This window comes from Modicisalibacter ilicicola DSM 19980, from assembly GCF_900128925.1.
GTDB classification, from domain to species: Bacteria; Pseudomonadota; Gammaproteobacteria; order Pseudomonadales; family Halomonadaceae; genus Modicisalibacter; species Modicisalibacter ilicicola.
This window is the reverse complement of record NZ_FQUJ01000014.1, coordinates 47,988-65,671: the sequence shown is the minus strand read 5'-3', so window position 1 is coordinate 65,671 and position 17,684 is coordinate 47,988. Positions and strand designations below refer to the sequence as shown.

At 66.5% G+C, this 17,684-nt stretch carries 12 protein-coding genes; 6 read left to right on the top strand and 6 right to left on the bottom strand.

Going from position 1 to position 17,684, the window contains the following annotated elements:
- Positions 1 to 12: 12 nt before the first annotated feature.
- Together pqiB and BUA41_RS14745 are read right to left on the bottom strand one after the other, a co-directional pair.
- Positions 13 to 1,653, bottom strand: coding sequence for an intermembrane transport protein PqiB (gene pqiB, locus BUA41_RS14750; RefSeq protein WP_072824227.1), 1,641 nt, complete (start codon positions 1,651 to 1,653; stop codon positions 13 to 15).
- Positions 1,646 to 2,956, bottom strand: coding sequence for a paraquat-inducible protein A (locus tag BUA41_RS14745; RefSeq protein WP_072824297.1), 1,311 nt, complete (start codon positions 2,954 to 2,956; stop codon positions 1,646 to 1,648). Before BUA41_RS14745 ends, pqiB begins: the two co-directional genes overlap by 8 nt.
- Positions 2,957 to 3,228: 272 nt before the next feature.
- On the opposite strand from BUA41_RS14745, the gene BUA41_RS14740 reads away from it, so the two are divergent.
- The 6 genes from BUA41_RS14740 to BUA41_RS14715 all read left to right on the top strand — a co-directional run bounded on the left by BUA41_RS14740 (position 3,229) and on the right by BUA41_RS14715 (position 11,402).
- A complete protein-coding gene (locus tag BUA41_RS14740) occupies positions 3,229 to 4,209 on the top strand; it encodes a calcium/sodium antiporter (protein ID WP_072824225.1) in 981 nt (326 codons plus the stop codon).
- A gap of 164 nt (positions 4,210 to 4,373) precedes the next feature.
- Positions 4,374 to 5,780 carry a cytochrome ubiquinol oxidase subunit I gene (locus tag BUA41_RS14735; RefSeq protein WP_072824223.1) on the top strand — a complete coding sequence of 469 codons (1,407 nt, stop codon included), beginning with the start codon at positions 4,374 to 4,376 and terminating at the stop codon, positions 5,778 to 5,780.
- Between the two features lie 3 nt (positions 5,781 to 5,783).
- Entirely contained in the window at positions 5,784 to 6,785 is a 1,002-nt protein-coding gene (gene cydB, locus BUA41_RS14730; protein WP_072824221.1) for a cytochrome d ubiquinol oxidase subunit II, read from the top strand.
- Positions 6,786 to 6,948: 163 nt separating this feature from the next.
- Positions 6,949 to 8,664 (top strand): thiol reductant ABC exporter subunit CydD, encoded by a 1,716-nt coding sequence (gene cydD / locus BUA41_RS14725; RefSeq protein WP_072824219.1) that lies wholly within the window; start codon positions 6,949 to 6,951, stop codon positions 8,662 to 8,664.
- Positions 8,651 to 10,381, top strand: a complete 1,731-nt coding sequence (cydC, locus tag BUA41_RS14720; protein WP_072824217.1) for a thiol reductant ABC exporter subunit CydC — start codon at positions 8,651 to 8,653, stop codon at positions 10,379 to 10,381. The genes cydD and cydC overlap by 14 nt, the downstream gene beginning before the upstream one ends.
- A 25-nt stretch (positions 10,382 to 10,406) precedes the next feature.
- Positions 10,407 to 11,402, top strand: a complete 996-nt coding sequence (locus tag BUA41_RS14715) for an adenosine deaminase (protein ID WP_072824215.1) — start codon at positions 10,407 to 10,409, stop codon at positions 11,400 to 11,402.
- 29 nt (positions 11,403 to 11,431) lie between these two features.
- Here the strand turns inward: BUA41_RS14715 and guaD are convergent, their stop codons facing one another.
- From guaD to xdhA, 4 genes are read right to left on the bottom strand one after another with little or no spacing between them, the layout of a single operon-like run.
- A complete protein-coding gene (gene guaD, locus BUA41_RS14710) occupies positions 11,432 to 12,742 on the bottom strand; it encodes a guanine deaminase (RefSeq protein ID WP_072824295.1) in 1,311 nt (436 codons plus the stop codon).
- On the bottom strand, positions 12,742 to 13,638 hold the full coding sequence (gene xdhC / locus BUA41_RS14705; RefSeq protein WP_072824213.1) for a xanthine dehydrogenase accessory protein XdhC: 897 nt from the start codon (positions 13,636 to 13,638) through the stop codon (positions 12,742 to 12,744). The genes guaD and xdhC overlap by 1 nt, the downstream gene beginning before the upstream one ends.
- Positions 13,625 to 16,084: a xanthine dehydrogenase molybdopterin binding subunit gene (gene xdhB, locus BUA41_RS14700; RefSeq protein WP_072824211.1), complete on the bottom strand. Its 2,460-nt coding sequence runs from the start codon at positions 16,082 to 16,084 to the stop codon at positions 13,625 to 13,627. Before xdhB ends, xdhC begins: the two co-directional genes overlap by 14 nt.
- On the bottom strand, positions 16,068 to 17,549 hold the full coding sequence (gene xdhA, locus BUA41_RS14695) for a xanthine dehydrogenase small subunit (RefSeq protein WP_072824209.1): 1,482 nt from the start codon (positions 17,547 to 17,549) through the stop codon (positions 16,068 to 16,070). The genes xdhB and xdhA overlap by 17 nt, the downstream gene beginning before the upstream one ends.
- Positions 17,550 to 17,684: the final 135 nt, after the last annotated feature.

Here is a 17,684-nt window from a genome sequence, read left to right as displayed (position 1 = left end):
ACGCGAAGGTCCTCATCGATCGGGTGCCCGGGGTATGGGATCGGGCCCACCGCTACGATCGAAGATCAGGGCATTGGGCTGATCGCGAAGCGTCTCGGCAACCGGTTGCAGGTCTCGGACCAGTTTTTCCATGCTCTGCAGGGTCTTCGTCAATTCCTTGTAGACCGGCGAGTCGGGGGACAAGCCTTTCATAGTCTGGCGCAACTCGCGCAGGGATGCATTGAGGTTGGCCGGAATCTCCCGGGTCTTGGGGTCCTCGAGCAACGACCTGAACGATTCGGTGGCCGCACGTACTTCCTCGAATGTCTTCTCGGTGGTGGCCAGGTTGCGATCGAGCTTGCCCAGGATCGGCTCGATCTCCAGCGCGTTGAGCTTGTCGAGCAGATTGGAGACCTTCTGCTCGATCTGCGCGAAGCCACCGGAGGTCGTGGGAAACACCGGCTTGCCGTCGAAGGTTTCCGGCTGATAGTCCGCCACCTCTTCCTGGAAATTGAGGTCGACGAACAGCGCCCCTGTCAGCAGGTTGCCCGCCTTCAGGGTCGCTCGCATGCCGAAGCCGAACATGCGGTCGAAGCGTGCGCGCCACTCGTCCAGATCGATCTCTTCTTCCTTGTCGATCAGGCGCTGAGGTTCGATGCGAATCAGTACCGGGATGGCGAAGCGCTGGCGCGTCTCGGGTTGGGGAGCGCTGAAGTGCCAGGGTACGTTGGTCACGGTGCCTACCCGCACGCCGCGGTACTCCACCGGCGATCCCTTGGCCAGGCCGCGTACCGTGTCATCCACCAGCAGCACGTATTCCAGGTTGCGGGTGAAGGTGCCCTGCACGGCACTCTCTTCGTTGGGGAACAGCTCGTAGGTATCGCCGGCACTCGCCTTGGCACCCATGGGCAGGTCCTTGGGAACGGCGAAGGTCACACCGCCGCCGATCAGGGTCTCGATCGACTCGATGTTGACTCGAAAGCCTTCGGAATCCAGACCCAGGTCGATGCCCGAGGCGGTCCAGAAACGGGTGCTCTCGGTAATCAGATCGTCGTAGGGGGACTCGATGAACAGGCGATGATCCATCTGTCGCTCCTCGGGGTCGAACTCGGCATCCTCGACGCGCCCCACGGTCAGGCCCTGGTAGGTGACCGGGTCGCCCACCCGCAGCGAGCTGCCGATCTCGCTTATCAGGTTGATACGGATGCCTTCCGCGCCGGGGGGCGCCACCGGCGGATGTTCGAGCACCTTGAAGCGATACTGGCTCTCCTCGCTGTCGCCGGGCTGCAACTGGATGTAGGCCCCCGAAAGCACGGTGTTCAGGCCGCTGATGCCTTCACGACCGATGCGCGGCTTGACCACCCAGAAACGGCTTTCCTCGTTGAGCATGCGGTCCACGTCCTGGCTCATGCGCGCGGTGACCAGCGTATGGGTGAGATCCTCGGAGAGCTTCACGCTCTCGACGCGGCCCACCTGGACGTTGCGGGTCTTGATGAGGGTCTTGCCCGCCTCGATGCCCTCGGCGTTGGGCATCTCGAGAATGACCTCGGGACCCCGGCGCGAATAGTTGTCGTAGACCAGCCAGAGCCCGATCACCACCGCCACCAGGGGAACGATCCAGATGGGCGATAGGCGAGACTGTCTGCCGCGCTTGGCGCGATGCGCTTCAGGCATGGGAGAGTTCCTTGGCGGTCGAGGACGGTTGCCACAGCAGGCGTGGGTCGAAGGTGATGGCGGCCAGCATGGTCAGGATCACCACGCTGGCGAACGCCAGGGCCGCCGGCCCGGGGGTGATCGACATCAGCGCCTCGGCGCGGATCAGGGCAACGAGAATCGAGACGACGAAGATGTCGACCATCGACCAGCGACCGATGAATTCGGTCAGTCGATAGAGTCGGGTGCGCGTGTCGGGATGATGCCCGGTGCCCCGCCTGGCGATGATGCATAGCCAGGAAAGGGCGACGAGCTTGCCTACCGGCACCAGGATGCTGGCGATGAAGATCACCATGGCCACGGGGATGGAGCCTGCCTCCCAAAGTTCGATCACGCCGCCGATAATGGTCGAAGGGTCACTGTCGCCCAGATAGGTGGTGGTCATGATCGGGTAAAGATTGGCCGGTATGTACAACAGTGCCGCGGCGAACAGCAGAGCCCAGGTCCGCTGCAGGCTGTGCGGCAGGCGGTCGTGCAACGGTTCGCCGCAACGTCGGCAATGACCACGCCCCCGCGCGTCGATGCGATTGACCAGGCCGCAGGTCGGGCACCCGCTCAACCCCTGCTGCGCCGCAGGGGCGCCGGTCCTGCTGCCTTCCGGGGCCAGGGGTTCGCCGGCGAGAGAGAACCACATCCAGTCGGTGTCGAGGGATTGGGTCGTCAGCAACAGCAGTAGCGCAAAGGCACAGAAGGCCCAGAATGCAATGCCCAGGGAAACCTCCGCCAGACTGGCCACCTTGATCAGGCTCACCAGGGCGCCAATGACGAAGACGTCGGCCATCATCCAGGGGTGCATGTGTGACAGGGCGCGGGCGATGCCCCGGCTGGCGGGAAGGGGGGCGCGCTGCAGCAGACCGAAGTTCAGCCACACCACCCCCAGAAGATAGAGCGCCGGAAGCACGGCGATGGTCAATATCTCGCAGATGGCCACCAGCAATTCGTCGAAACCGATCAGGCTGGTCGCGGTGTCGAGCAGTTCGATACGGTTGCTGACGCCGCTGATCTCGAAACTGACGAACTCGAAGGACGCGGCGATGGCCAGGGCAATCAAGGTGGCGATGGCCAGGGCCAGGCTGCGCTCCGCGGGATGATGGTGGCGTTGTGCCAGCACATGGCCGCAGCGCGGACAGCGAGCGCTCTCGCCGGGCGACAGCGCCGGCAGCGCCGAGACCCAGTCGCACTCGTGACAGGCGCGCAGGCGCCGTCGTGTGCCCGGAGTCTGCACGCCGCGGGGGCGCGCTGTCGATTCCCGCTCTGCCGACATCGGCGTCGGCGTCACACTCTCGCTCACCGGTTGGCGTGTCCTTGTCTCAGAGCCGTCATTGGGTGGTGCCTGGTCAGTGTAACCTCAATGGGAGGCGGTTCGAACAGCGTTCTGTACGATGCCCCCTGTCCCGGGCGGCCATCCAGGCGTCGCGGCCCCGAGACAAGCACATGCCGGCTGGCGTGTCTGCGTCGAGTCGGGCATGATTCGCGGGCGCGCCGATCGAGGCGCCCGACACCGCAATCGCCTACCGTCAACAAGGAGATGGACACGTGCTATTAGCCACCGCCGCTATCGTGGCAGGCTTGATTCTGCTGGTCTGGAGTGCCGACAAGTTCGTCGATGGTGCCGCCGTGACGGCGCGCCACCTGGGGGTGTCGACCCTGCTCATCGGCATGCTGGTGATCGGTTTCGGCACCTCGGCACCCGAACTCATGGTGTCGGCCCTGGCCGCCGGTCAGGGCAACCCGGGATTGGCATTGGGCAACGGTTACGGCTCCAACATCGCCAACATCGGCCTCATCCTGGGGGCCGTGGCATTGCTCAGCCCGCTGACGGTGCATTCCCAGGTCGTCAAGCAGGAGTTGCCGCTGCTGTGTCTGGTGACGCTGTTTTCCGCCTGGCTGTTGCTCGACGGCGATATCGCCCGGCTGGATGCTGGCCTGCTGTTGCTGCTCCTGGCGGTGGTTCTCGGCTTGAGCATCTGGCGTGCCAGCGGCAACGGCGATGACGCCCTGGGCCTGAACAGCGCCGAGAGCATCGCCGAGGAGACCATGACGTTCAAGGCCAGCGTGACCTGGACGCTGGTGGGACTGATCGTGCTGATCGCCAGTTCGAGACTGCTGGTGTGGGGAGCCGTTTATATCGCCGAGGCGTTCGGGGTCAGCGATCTGATCATCGGCCTGACGGTGGTCGCCATCGGGACCTCGTTGCCCGAACTCGCCTCGTCGATCAGTGCCCTTCGCAAGAACGAGCACGACCTGGTGCTGGGCAACGTCGTGGGCTCCAATCTCTTCAATACGCTGGGTGTCGTCGGCCTGGCGGGGGTGATCGCGCCGATCGACGCGGGCAGCGAAGTGCTTTCCCGGGATTGGGTCGTCATGGCAGGCATGACCCTGGCCATGGCTGTGTTCGCCATCGGCTGGCGGGGCCAGGGACGCATCAACCGTTTCGAGGGGGGGGCGCTGTTGGCGGTATACATCGCGTATACGAGCTATCTGGTCTATACCATAGTGCAGATTAGGGCTGGCTGAAGTTCGACTGCTTCTTCCGGTGTGATGCGCTGACGACCGGGAGGGTCGTCCTGCGGCAACACGACACACCGGGAGCACGGCGTATTTTTTCGCACTCGGTGTCACACCCTTGGCATGCATGTTTCGTGCACCCCTGATGTCTAGGATGGTCTCAAGGAGTCGCCATGGAACTGGATCCCCTGTTTCTCTCGCGTATACAGTTCGCCTTCGTCGTCGCGTTTCACGCGATATTTCCCGTGTTCACCATCGGCCTGGCCTCCTACCTGGCGCTGCTGTATGGCCTGTTCGTCAAGACGGGCAACACGGCCTGGGAGCGCCTGGCGGAGTTCTGGGCCAAGGTCTTTGCCGTGGTATTCGGCATGGGGGTGGTCTCGGGCATCGTCATGTCGTTCCAGTTCGGCACCAACTGGAGCAACTTCTCCCAGGCGACGGCCAACTTCCTCGGCCCGATGCTCAGTTACGAGGTGCTCACCGCCTTCTTCCTGGAGGCAGGGTTTCTCGGCGTACTGCTGTTCGGGCGCGGCCGCGTGTCGCCGGCGGTCCATCTGTTCGCCGCCATCATGGTGGCGGTGGGAACCTTCATCTCGTCGTTCTGGATTCTCTCCACCAACAGCTGGATGCACACCCCGGCCGGGGTCGAGCTGCGCGATGGCACCTTCCACGTCACTTCCTGGCTGGAAGCGATCTTCAATCCCTCCTTCCCGTACCGCTTCCTGCACATGGGGCTGGCGTCCTTTTTGGCCGGTGGCTTCGTGGTGGCCGGGGTGAGCGCCTGGTATCTGCTGCGCGGGCACGAGATCGAGGCCAATCGCAAGGCCTTGTCGATGTCGCTGTGGATGTTGCTGATCGCCGCGCCGGCTCAGGCGGTGGTGGGGGACTTCCATGGCGTCAACACCCTGGAGCACCAGCCGGCCAAGATCGCTGCCATCGAGGCCATCTGGGAAACCGAGAGGGGCGCCCCCCTGGCGCTGTTCGCCATCCCCGACCAGGAGAATCAGACCAATCACTTCGAGGTCAGCATTCCCAAGCTGGCGAGCCTGATCCTGACCCACGACCCCAACGGGGAAATCATGGGCCTCAAGGAGGTGCCGCGGGACGAGCAACCCCCGGTCTGGTTCACCTTCTTCGGCTTTCGCATCATGGTGGGGCTGGGGTTCCTGATGATCGCCTTCGCCGTGGCGGGGCTGGTACTGCGTCGCGGTGGCCGGATCTATACCAGCCGCTACTTTCTCCAGGGTTTGCGCCTGATGAGCGTGGCGCCCTTCGTCGCCGTGCTGGCCGGCTGGATCGTCACCGAGACCGGGCGCGCGCCCTGGGTGGTCTACGGCATGATGACCCAGGCCGAGGGCCTCACGCCGTCGCTGACCGGGGGCATGGCGTTGTTCACCCTGATCGGCTACGTGGCGGTGTATGCGGTGGTGTTCGTTTCCGGTGTCTATTACCTCACCCGGGTGATTCGCAAGGGAATGGGGGACGAAGAGCGGGATCTCGACGAGATCGAGCGGCCCATGCGACCGATGTCCGCCTCCCATGTCGCCTTCGACGATGACACCGCAACGGCAAGGAGTTGAGGCATGGAGACCTTCGATCTGTCGGTCATCTGGGCGATCGTCATCGCCTTCAGCATCATCATGTACGTGCTGATGGATGGCTTCATTCTCGGGCTCGGCATCCTGTTTCCCTTCGCGCCGGACGAGGAGGCGCGCGACGTCATGATGAATACCGGCGCGCCGATCTGGGACGGCAACGAGACCTGGCTGGTGCTCGGTGGCGCCGGTTTACTGGGGGCCTTCCCGCTGGTTTACTCGATCCTGCTGCCGGCCCTGTACATCGGCGTCTTTCTGATGCTCGCCGGTCTCATCTTCCGCGGCATCGCCTTCGAGTTCCGCTTCAAGGCAAAGCGTTCGCGCAAGTGGTGGAATGTCGCCTTTGCCGGCGGCTCGATGGTCGTGGCCTTCGCCCAGGGCGCCGTGGTGGGGGCCTATATCCAGGGCTTCGAGACCCAGGACCGGGTCTTCACCGGCGGCGCCCTGGACTGGTTGACGCCCTTCAGCATCATGACCGGTCTGGGCATGATGTGTGGCTTCGCGCTGCTGGGCGCTACTTGGATCATCATGAAGACCGAGGGCCATGTTCAGGAGTGGGCCTACCGCCTGGCGCCCAAGCTGCTGTGGGTGGTGCTGGGTGTGTTCGCGCTGGTCAGCCTGTGGACGCCCTACGTCAATGCCAGCGTGTGGGACCGCTGGTTCAGTCACATCCAGGTGATCTGGGTGCTGCCGGCACTGGCCGTGGCCAGCGCCCTGGTGCTCGTCCTGTCGATTCGGGCCAACCGGGCGCGGCTGCCATTCTTCGCCACCATGAGCATGTTCCTGTTCACCTACCTGGGGCTGCTGGTCAGCCGCTGGCCCTATGTCGTGCCGCCGGACTACACCCTGTGGGACGCGGCGGCGGCGCCGGGGTCGCAGCTCTTCCTGCTGGTCGGCACCCTGATCGTCCTGCCGGTCATCCTGGGCTACACCGGCTGGGCCTACTGGGTGTTCCGGGGGAAGGTTCGTCCCGGCGAGGGTTATCAATGAGGAATCACCGTATAAATGCCTGCACGGACGAATCGCTGCGTTGCGCGGTACTCGAAGATATCGCCTAACCCCATGTTATGTCTCGCCTTCTGTGTGCCGTGCGACGTAGCGACGCCCGCTTCATTCCGTTCGGCAATTTATCCAGCAATTCCCTGAGGCACCGATGCCACCCACGCCTGCGGCAGAGGATGAGTTGACCCCGCGCGCCTGGCTGCACCTTCAGGCACGCGAAATACGTGGCTGGCTGTGGCTGTCATCCGTGCTGGGGGTGCTGGCGGGGCTCATGACCTTGCTGCAGATGGCCCTGCTGGCCTGGGTCGTCAGCCGGTTGATCGATGGCGAGGCACCACCGGGCACCCTGACCACCGCCTTTGGCGCCCTGGCGGGGGTGATCGTCCTGCGCGCCCTCGCTCAATGGGGCCAGGAGAGCGCCGGCGTGGAAGCCAGCTGGCGTGTGCGCCGGCGGGTCAGGGCGATGCTGCTCGATCACTTGGCCGCCCTGGGGCCGACAGGCCTGAGCGATCGCCACCCTGCCGGCCTGGGGGGGCAGCTCGTCGAGCAGGTCGAGGCACTGGATGGCTACTTTGCGCGCTTCCTGCCGCAATTGCGCCTGGTCATGGCACTGCCCCTGGTCCTGCTTGGCGTGGTGCTATGGCTCGACTGGCTGGCAGGGGTTCTGCTGCTGCTCGCGGCGCCGTTGATTCCGCTGTTCATGGCCCTGGTGGGCATGGGGGCCGAGCGACTCAATCGCGAGCAGTTCGTCGCCGTGACGCGGCTGGCGGGCCATTTCCTCGACCGGGTGCGTGGCCTGACGACGCTGCAGTTGTTCAATCGGGCCGAGCGCAGCGTCGAGGAGGTCTTTGTCGCCGCCGACGACTATCGTCGTCGCAGCATGCGCACCCTGCGACTGGCCTTTCTCTCCTCGGCGGTGCTGGAGTTCTTCGCCTCCGTGGCCATCGCCATGATCGCCATCTACATCGGCTTCGGTCTGCTGGGCTACATTCGATTCGGTCCGGCGGACGAGCTGACCCTGTTCAGCGGTCTGCTCATCCTGTTGCTGGCGCCGGAATTCTTCCAGCCCCTGCGTACCCTGGCCCAGCACTATCACGATCGGGCCGCCGCCCTGGGGGCCGCGGACGGTCTGGTAACGCTGCTCAATCGCCCCGTTCCCGATGGCACTGAAAGAGAAGGGTGGCCCATGCCGGGCGCCTTCGATACCCCCGGGGCCCGCATTCGACTGAGCGAGGCGAGCGTGGCGTATCCGGGGCGGGAAGGCGTCCTGGGCCCCTTGAGCCTGGCTCTCGAGCCGGGGCAGTGCCTCGCGGTGGTGGGACCCTCCGGTGCCGGCAAGTCGACGTTGCTGCGACTGCTGGCGGGATTCGCGCACGCCGAGCAGGGCCGGGTGGAGGTCGTACCTGCCGCACCGATCGCCTGGATGGACCAGCGCCCTTGGCTGGTGCAGGGAAGCCTGGCGGACAACCTGCGACTGGCGGCCCCGGAGGCCAGCGACGAACAGCTGGGCGCGGCGCTGTCCCGGGTCGGCCTGGATGGCCTGCTCGCCACGCTGCCCGAAGGCCTGGCGACCCCCCTGGGCGAGCGCGGCCTGGGGGTGTCCGGTGGCCAGGCCCAGCGTCTGGCGCTGGGCCGGGTGTTCCTCTCCGAGGCGCCGCTGGTACTGCTCGACGAACCGACCGCGAACCTCGATGAGGCGAGCGAGGCCCAGATCGTGGCCTCCTTGCGAGACTTGAAGGCCCGGGGGCGCACCCTGGTGGTGGCTACCCATCACCCTGCCTTGATCGCCCTGGCGGATCGCGTGCTGTCGATCGAACGCGGCATGCTCGGTGAGCGCACCGCCCGGAGTCATGATGCAACGCCGTGACGAAACGACACTGAACGACGATTTCCGACCCTGGCTGCGCCAGCTGAGCCATCGCCAGCGGCGCTTGTGGCTGGGGGCGCTGCTGATGGTGTCGACCGTGGCGGCCGCCATCGGCCTGTTGGCACTGTCGGGCTGGTTCATCACCACCACGGCCATTGCCGGCGCCTTGCTTGCCGCCGGCGTCTCGGCCAGCGTCGATATCTATCGGCCTGGCGCCGGGATACGCTTCTTCGCCATCGCACGCACCGTCTCCCGCTATGTCGAGCGCCTGTACAACCATGACACGGTACTGCGCCTGCTCGCCGATCTGCGGGCGAGCCTGTTCGCCGTGCTGACGCGCCTCGATGGTCGCACGCTCGGACGACTGCGCGCCTCGGAGTGGCTCAACCGACTGACCGCGGACATCGACACCCTGGACAGCCTCTATCTGCGTCTGCTGGCCCCGCCGCTGGTGGCACTGCTCGCCATTGCCGGGATCGGGGGGCTGTTGGGCATCCTGGTGCCCGGCATCGGCTTGAGTGTCGGGGGGCTCCTGCTGCTGGTCTGGGCGTGGCTGGTGGTCGGGCAGGCCGGCCTGGGCATGGCGGCGAGCCGGCGCCGGGTCGCCACCCTCGACCGCCTGCGCTCGCGGACCATCGAGCAGATCGAGGGCCTGGCCGAGCTGAGCTGCTATCGCACGCTGTCGGTCCATCGTCGGACGTTGCACGATATCGAGCAGCGACTCTACGACGATCAACGCCGCCTGGGGCGCCGTCAGGCGCTGGGCAGTGCGCTGGCGGGGGCAGGGGTGAGCCTTGCGGCGCTGCTGGCGCTGTGGCTGGGCGCCCATGCCTACATCGAGGGCGAGCTCTCCGGACCCTCGATGGTGCTGATGCCCCTGGCGGTGCTGGCGATGAACGAGGCGCTGGCCGTGCTGCCCGGCGCCTTCACTCATCTGGGCGCGACCCGGGCGTCGGCACGTCGCCTGAATGACCTGGCGGCCAGCCGAGGCAACCTCCCGGAGACCTCGGACGCAACCGTGCCTGCCCCGGGTGCCCTGGAGGTGGCCTTGCAGGGGGTCATCCTGGATTACTCGGTGCCGGGTGCCGGCAACCTCGCGCCGGCCCTCGAGGAGGTGTCGTTCACGCTGCATGCCGGCCAGCGTGTCGCGCTGCTGGGCGCCTCCGGTGCCGGCAAGTCCAGCGTCGCCCAGCTGATCGTCAGGCTGATCGACCCGAGTCGTGGCCAGGTCAGGGTGAATGATCGGGATGTGCGCACCCTGGCCCTCGGGGCGTTGCGTTCACGAGTCGGCTACCTCACCCAGCACACCGAACTGTTCCACGACAGCCTGGCGGCGAACCTGCGTCTCGGTCGTTCTGATGCCACCGACGAGGCACTCTGGCAGGCACTCGAGTTGGTGGACCTGGCCGACTGGGCCCGAGAATTGCCTAGGGGGCTCGAGACCTGGGTCGGCGAATCCGGGCGGCAGCTCTCCGGTGGTCAGGCACGCCGGGTGGCACTGGCAAGGGTGATTCTCGCCGATACGGATCTGGTGATGCTCGATGAACCCTTCTCGGGCGTCGACGAGGCGACCGCCGAACGCATCGCCGCGCGCCTGGACCCCTGGCTAGCGGGGCGCACGGTGCTGTATCTTGCCCATGACGAGGCGCATTTACCCGGCGTGACCCGCCGGTTGTGGCTGCGCGACGGGCGGCTCGCCGACGGTCGCGGCCACTGAACGGCGACAAGCAAGGGAGGCCAGGATGAAAGCGTGGTTGACGACACTGCCCAAGGTCGAACTGCATCTGCATATCGAGGGCTCGCTAGAACCGGAATTGATGTTCGCACTGGCGGCGCGCAACGCTGTCGAACTGCCCTACGCGTCGGTGGAGGAGGTGCGCGCCGCCTACGACTTCAGCGATCTGCAGTCCTTTCTCGACCTCTACTACCAGGGCATGGCGGTGCTGCGCACCGCCGATGACTTCTTCGACCTGGCCATGGACTACTTTCGCCGCGCCCAGGCGGAAGGTGTCGTGCACGTGGAACTCTCCTTCGACCCCCAGGCCCACCTGGCTCGCGGCATCGAACTGGGCGTGCAGTTCGAGGGGCTGACCCGGGCAATGCGCCAGGCCGAGCGCGAATGGGGGCTTTCCACGGCCCTGATCATGAGCTTTCTCCGCGATCGATCGGCAGCCGAGGCCATGGAGGTGCTCGAGCGGGCGAGCCCCTATCTGGAATTGCTCGATGCGGTGGGGCTGGACAGTGCCGAGCAGGGCAATCCGCCCGGCAAGTTTGTCGAGGTGTTCGCCCGGGCCAGGCTGCTGGGGTTGCCGCGGGTGGCGCATGCGGGGGAGGAGGGGCCGCCGGCCTATATCCGCGAGGCGCTGGACCTGCTGGAGGTGTGCCGTATCGATCACGGCGTGCGCTGCCTGGAGGACCCCGAACTGGTGGCCCGGCTGCGTGACGAGCGCGTGCCGCTGACGGTCTGTCCGCTCTCCAACGTGCGCCTCAAGGTGGTCGAGCGCATGCATGACCACCCCCTGCCACGGTTACTCGACGCCGGCCTGGTGCTGACCCTGAATTCCGACGATCCCGCCTATTTCGGCGGAGGCGTGCTGGACAACTACCTGGCCTGCCATGACGCCTTCGGCTGGTCGAAGGAAACCTTCGCGGTGCTGGCGGAAAACGCCATCCAGGCGGCCTTCATGAGCGAGGCCCGCCGCAAGGAGCTGCGCGAACGGCTGAACGCTTGCCGTTGACCGCGAGCCAGGCACTTTTCAGATAATGCCTAGGCGCGTCGATGCTGGCACTTTCCTCCCGCCCAGGTCTCGTAGATCGCGCGATCGTCTCCCAGCATCATCAGGGCGAACAGGCGCTCCCCGAGGCTGTTCGCGCGGGCGGTGCGCCTTGCCAGCAGTGGCGTCGCCCGGGGGTCGAGCACCACGATGTCGGCCTCGGCGCCTTCACGCAGGCTACCGATGTGGGCATCGAGCTGCAGCGCCCGGGCATTACCCAGGGTCAGGTGATAGAAGCCTTGCCAGGCGGTCAGGGGCTGACCGAGCAGTTGACCGACCTGATAGGCGGCCTTGAGGGTGCCGAGCCCGCAGAGATCGGTCCCCGCGCCGACGTCGCTGGCCAGGGAAACGGCGAGCCCGGCCTTGCGACAGGCCAGCCGATCGAACAGCCCGCTGCCCAGGAACAGGTTGGACGTCGGGCAGAAGGCGATATTGGCCCCGGCATCCGCCAGTCGCGCACGAGCGTCCTGGGTCAGGTGAATGCCGTGGGCGAAGGTGCTGCGGGGGCCGACCAGGCCGTGTCGCTCGTAAACGTCCAGGTAGTCGAAGGCCTCGGGAAACAGCTCGGCGACCCAGTCGATCTCGCCACGGTTCTCGGCAAGATGCGTCTGCAGGTACAGGTCGGGGGCATTGCGCAGCAGGCTTCCCGTGGCGTCCAGCTGTCGCCGGGTCGAGGTCGGCGCGAAGCGCGGGGTCAGGCTGTAGCTCAGTCGTCCCTTGCCGTGCCAGTCGCCGATCAGGCGCTCGGTGTCGCGAATACCGCCGAGCGCGGTATCCGTCAGCGCCTCCGGAGCGTTGCGGTCCATCAGCACCTTGCCGGCCAGCATGCGCAGGCCACGCCGGTGGGCCGCGACGAAGAACGATTCCACCGAGACGGGGTGCGAGCTGCAGAACACCTGGGCGGTGGTCGTCCCCGCCCGCAGCAGCTCGTCCAGGAAGGCCTCGGCCACCGGTTCGGCATAGTCGCGTTCGGCGAAGCGGCACTCCTCGGGGAAGGTGTACTCGTTCAGCCAGTCGAGCAGCTGGCGGCCGTAGGCCGCCATGATGTCGAGCTGCACATAGTGCACGTGGCTGTCGATGAACCCCGGCATCATCAGCTTGCCGGCATAGTCCACCACCTCGATGCCCGCCGGCAGACGGGGCGCCAGGCGAGTGTAATCGTCCACCGCGCGGACATGTCCATGATCGAGCCACAGGGCGCCATCCTCGAGATACAGGATGCTGCCGGCCTCGGGCTGGTCCTCGCCGCCCGGGTCTTCCCGGAAGGTGAGCAGCGGGCCACGCAGTACGCGAGTTTCAGTCATCATTCTCTAGAACCCATCCGTTCGTTCTTGAATGCGTCGCGCAATGCCCGGGGCGCGACCCCCCGCTGATCACACCGTTCGACAGCGGGTTTGAAGGTCAGCAACTCGGCCATGACCGCCAGCGCAATCTCGTAGGGATGCTTGCCCCTGGCGCCGGGGATGCCGATGGGACAGCGCACCTGCCCCAGTGCCGCCTCGGCATGGCCGGCATCGCGCAGGCGGCGCTGGAAGCTGGCCCACTTGCTATCCGAGCCGATCAGGCCGATGGAGGCGCAGTCGCCGCGAGCGAGCAGGGCGTCGATCAAGGCGCGGTCTTCGCCGTGGTCGTGGGTCATCACCAGAACGTGGGCTCCCGGCGGCAGTGCCGCAACCGCCGCGGCCGGGTCTGGGCCGGGAAGACATTCGAGGCGTGGCTGGCCTTCCGCCCAGGCCGGGAAGGCGCCCGAGCGGCTGTCGTGCCAGAACACCCGCCAGGGCAGCGGCGTCATCAACGCCACCAGGGCCTGGCCCACATGACCGGCGCCGAACAGGGCGATGGTCATCTCGGCGCCGGCGAAGAGCTCGATCAGCACGTGCACGTAACCGCCACAGCACTGCCCCGAGCGCCCCCCCAGGGCGAAGGCTTCCAGGCGTGGACCGTTTTCCCCGCGACTCAGGGCCTCCCGGGCGCTATCGATCACCTGGTACTCGAAGGTGCCGCCGCCGAGGGTATCGAAGACCTCGTTCGCGGTGATCACCATCTTGGCGCCGGGTTCGCGAGGGGTGGAACCTGCCGTGCCCACCACGCTGGCCAGCGCATGGGGAAGCGCCGCTACCTGATGGCGATGCAGCGCTTCGTGCCAGCTCACGACACCGGGCCGGGCACCGCCAGGCCAGGGCTCCTTACACGGGGTCATCGCTCGTCTCCGGCTGCGTGCTTCCCGCCCGGGTGGAATCACGCAGCGCTTCGGCGACCATCAGCACGCGCTCCGGGGTGGCCGGGGTGTCCAGACGCGGGCAGTGGCGGTAATCGACCAGGCTGGCCAGGGCGTCGCGCAGCGCCGACCACACCGAGATGCCCAGCATCAACGGCGGCTCGCCGACCGCCTTGGAGCGATAGATGCTGGCTTGCGAATTCGGATGGCCTTGCAGCAGTTCGACGTTGAACACCGGCGGCAGATCGCCGAAGGCGGGAATCTTGTAGGTGGAGGGGCCGTCGCTGATCAGCCGCCCCTTGTCGTCCCACTTGAGTTCCTCGCTGGTCAGCCAACCCATGCCCTGGATGAAACCGCCCTCGACCTGGCCCATGTCGATGGCCGGATTCAGCGAGTCGCCGACGTCGTGAAGGATGTCCACCCGGGTCACGCGGTATTCACCGGTGAGGGTGTCGATCATGACCTCGGAGACGGCAGCACCGTGAGCGTAGTAATAGAAGGGTCGGCCCCTGCCGGTGGCGCGATCGTAGTGGATCAGCGGCGTGGAGTAGAACCCCTTGGCAGAGAGCGAGATGCGTCCCAGATAGGCCGCCTGCACCAGTTCGCCCCAGGCGATGCGCCGTTCGCTCTCGCCATGACCGGCGATCAGTTCGCCATCCTCCAGGCGCATGCCCTCGCGATCGAGAGCGTAATGTTCGGCGGCGAAGTCGAACAGCCGCTCACGGACCTGACTGGCGGCGTCCCGAGCGGCCATGCCGTTGAGATCGGCACCGCTGGAGGCGGCGGTGGGCGAGGTGTTGGGCACCTTGTCGGTGCGGGTGGCAGTGATGCGCACCTGCTCGAGATCGAGGCCCAGTTCCCGGGCCGCCACCTGGCAGACCTTGGTATGCAGGCCCTGGCCCATCTCGGTGCCACCGTGGTTGATCATCACGCTGCCATCGGTATAGACGTGCAGCAGCGCGCCGGCCTGGTTGAGGTGCTTGGCGGTGAAGGAGATGCCGAACTTCACCGGGGTCAGGGAGAGCCCCTTCTTGAGGACCGGATTCCGGGCATTGTAGTCGCTGACGTCCCGACGACGCTGCCAGTAGTCGCTGCTCTCTTCCAGGCGTTCGATGATCTCCGCCAGCAGATCGAGCTGTTCCACGGTCTGGCCGTAGTGGGTCACGTCGCGACCGGGGCGGTAGAGGTTGCGCTTGCGTACCGTCAGCGGGTCTTCGCCGACATGGCGGGCGATGTCGTCCATCGCCGCCTCGACGATCATCATGCCCTGGGGGCCGCCGAAGCCGCGAAAGGCGGTATTCGAGGCGGTATGGGTGCGGGCCCGAATGCCGGTCACCCGGGCATCGCCCAGGGAGTAGGCGTTGTCGGCATGGAACATGGCGCGATCGACCACCGCCTCGGAAAGATCCGGGGAGTAGCCGCAATCGCCGATCACGGTGACATCGCCCCCCTGGATCACGCCCCGGCCGTCGAAGCCCAACCGGTAGCGATTGTGGAAGGGGTGGCGCTTGCCGGTGGCGCGGGTGTCCTCGGCCCGGGGCAGGCGCAGGCGCGCGGCGCGGCCGGTGCGCCGGGCGACCAGCGCGGCGATGCAGGCCCAGGGCGAGGCCTGGGTCTCCTTGCCGCCGAAGCCGCCGCCCATGCGCCGGGTCTCCACGGTCACCGCATGAAAGGGCACGTCGAGTACCTCGGCCACCAGCTTCTGGGTTTCGCTGGGGTGCTGGTTGGAGGTGTAGACCACCACACCCTCATCCTCGCTCGGGGTGACCAGGCAGGCCTGGCCCTCGAGGTAGAAGTGTTCCTGACCGCCGACGAACTGCTCGCCTTCGAGCACGTGAGGCGCGTCGTCCAGCGCCCGTTGCCAGTCGCCGCGCTGCTGCACGTGAGTGGGGCGCACGACGTCGCTGGCCTCGGCGGCGGCGAGTGCATCGAGGCTGGCCGGCTGCTCGTCGATCTCGATCACGGCTTCCTTTACCGCCAGGCGCGCGGCCTTGTAACTGGTGGCGGCAACGGCGAACAGGGTCTGGCCGACGTAACTGATCTCGTCGTCGACGAACAGCGGGTCGCCGGGAAACACCGGGCCGATGTCGGTGTGGCCGGGCACGTCGACGATGGTGATTGCGTCCACCACCCCCGGGGCACGCTTGACCCTTTCCAGATCGAGACGGGTCAATCGGCCGTGGGCCACCGGAGAGAGGCCCAGGGCGACATGCAGGGCATCGCCCGGGGCGGGGATATCATCGATATAGGCGGCGCGGCCGGTCACGTGCTTGATGGCACTTTCGTGGGCGCGAGCATGACGACGATTTTCATCCCGATTCGCCTCGGCCGTCGTGTCTCGGGCCAGGGGGCCATCGCCCTTGTTGGCATCCTGTTGTTCGCGACGTGCCTTGGCGGAGTCTCGGGAAATATCAGTGAGCGTACGCATCGAGACACACCTCCGCGTGGGGTTCGTGGTCGGTATCCAGGCATAGTCGCAGGCGTTCAAGCAGATTGCCGGCGGCCAGCAGGCGGTATTCGCGGGAGCCGCGCACATCGCTCAGAGGCTGGAACTCCCGGTACAAGGCCGCCAGGGCCGTCGTGAAGGCAGGCTGGCCGGGAGCCTGCCCCTCCAGGGCGGCCTCGGCCTGGGCCGCGCGCTTGGGGATGGCGGCCATGCCGCCGAAGGCGAGATGCACGTCACGCATCTTCCCGTCCTCCAGACGCCAGGCGAAGGCGCCGAGCACCGCGGAGATGTCGTCCTCGCGACGCTTGGAGAGTTTCCAGACCTTCAACTGACGGTCGTTGTCGAGGCGTGGCAGGAAGAGCGCGCGGAGGAATTCGCCCTCCTTCAGTGCCGTCTTGCGGTAATCCAGGAAGAAGTCGGCGATGGCGATCTCCCGCGGCCCCCCGGGGCCGTCCAGCTGCAGCCTGGCGTCCAGCGCCAGCAAGACCGGCGGCGTGTCGCCGATGGGCGAGGCGTTGGCGACGTTGCCGCCCAGGGTGGCGCGGTTGCGGATCTGGGCGGAGGCAAAGCGGTGCATGAGGTGCGCGAAGGCCGGGTAGTGCTCCGCGAACAGCGGTTCGAGGCGACTGAAGGTCACCGCTGCACCGATCCAAAAGCCTGCGGGGGTCTCGTCTATGGTGGTGAGTTCGGCCACCTGGCGCACGTCGATGAGGTCCTCGAGGGGCTTGAGCTGCTGGGTGGTCTCCAGCCACAGGTCCGTGGCCCCGGCCACCAGGCGTGAGCCAGGGCGCTCCTTGCGAAGCTCGCGCAGGGTGGCGATATCGGTGGGTGAGTCGAAATGGCCGACCGCCTTGCCCGGGCTAGATCGGGCCGGGATCGTCGTGGCGTCCCTGTCGAGCGCCTCGACATTGCCCGCCAGGTCGGGATCATCGGCCCAGAGCGGATGGGTGTCCGGATAGTCCGCCATGCACAGCGCGGCGTCGCGAATCGGTCGATAGCCGGTACAGCGGCACAGGTTGCCGCCCAGTGCCGACTCCAGGCGTTGCTGGGTCAGGGGGGCGGGGTGCTGGCGCTGCCCCTGGTGCAGGGTGAACAGCGACATGACGATGCCCGGGGTACAGAAGCCACACTGGCTGGCGTGGCAATCGACCATGGCGGCCTGGGCAGGGTGCAGGGCATCGCCCCGCGCCAGGCCCTCCACGGTCACCAGATGGCGCCCTTTGAGCTGATGAGCCGGCATGATGCAGGCATTGGCGCTGTGATAGGAAAGGTTGCCCCGGCCATCGGGCTCGCCGATGGCCACGGTGCAGGCGCCGCAGTCACCCGAGGCACAGCCCTCCTTGGTGCCGGTCTGGCCGAGCCGAAGGCGCAGCAGCTCCAGTACGCTGGTATCTGGACTCACGTCGGCGCACTGCTGGCGCCGGCCGTTCAGGTAGAAGTCGATCATAAGGGAAGCGCTCGTTGTTATTGGGTCACGAGGCGGTGCATCGATACTTGATAGCACCTGACCAAATGGTCAAGATGCATTTAGCGTGGCGCAAAGTGCGGGCGAGTGCAAGATCCGACGCGCCAGATGGCCTGA

Excerpts from the sequence above, each read along its gene's own strand:
- pqiB (WP_072824227.1), bottom strand. The coding sequence starts at position 1,653 with ATGCCTGAAGCGCATCGCGCCAAGCGCGGCAGACAGTCTCGCCTATCG.
- BUA41_RS14745 (WP_072824297.1), bottom strand. The coding sequence starts at position 2,956 with ATGTCGGCAGAGCGGGAATCGACAGCGCGCCCCCGCGGCGTGCAGACT.
- BUA41_RS14735 (WP_072824223.1), top strand. The coding sequence starts at position 4,374 with ATGGAACTGGATCCCCTGTTTCTCTCGCGTATACAGTTCGCCTTCGTC.
- cydB (WP_072824221.1), top strand. The coding sequence starts at position 5,784 with ATGGAGACCTTCGATCTGTCGGTCATCTGGGCGATCGTCATCGCCTTC.
- cydD (WP_072824219.1), top strand. The coding sequence starts at position 6,949 with ATGCCACCCACGCCTGCGGCAGAGGATGAGTTGACCCCGCGCGCCTGG.
- cydC (WP_072824217.1), top strand. The coding sequence starts at position 8,651 with ATGCAACGCCGTGACGAAACGACACTGAACGACGATTTCCGACCCTGG.
- BUA41_RS14715 (WP_072824215.1), top strand. The coding sequence starts at position 10,407 with ATGAAAGCGTGGTTGACGACACTGCCCAAGGTCGAACTGCATCTGCAT.
- guaD (WP_072824295.1), bottom strand. The coding sequence starts at position 12,742 with ATGACTGAAACTCGCGTACTGCGTGGCCCGCTGCTCACCTTCCGGGAA.
- xdhC (WP_072824213.1), bottom strand. The coding sequence starts at position 13,638 with ATGACCCCGTGTAAGGAGCCCTGGCCTGGCGGTGCCCGGCCCGGTGTC.
- xdhB (WP_072824211.1), bottom strand. The coding sequence starts at position 16,084 with ATGCGTACGCTCACTGATATTTCCCGAGACTCCGCCAAGGCACGTCGC.
- xdhA (WP_072824209.1), bottom strand. The coding sequence starts at position 17,549 with ATGATCGACTTCTACCTGAACGGCCGGCGCCAGCAGTGCGCCGACGTG.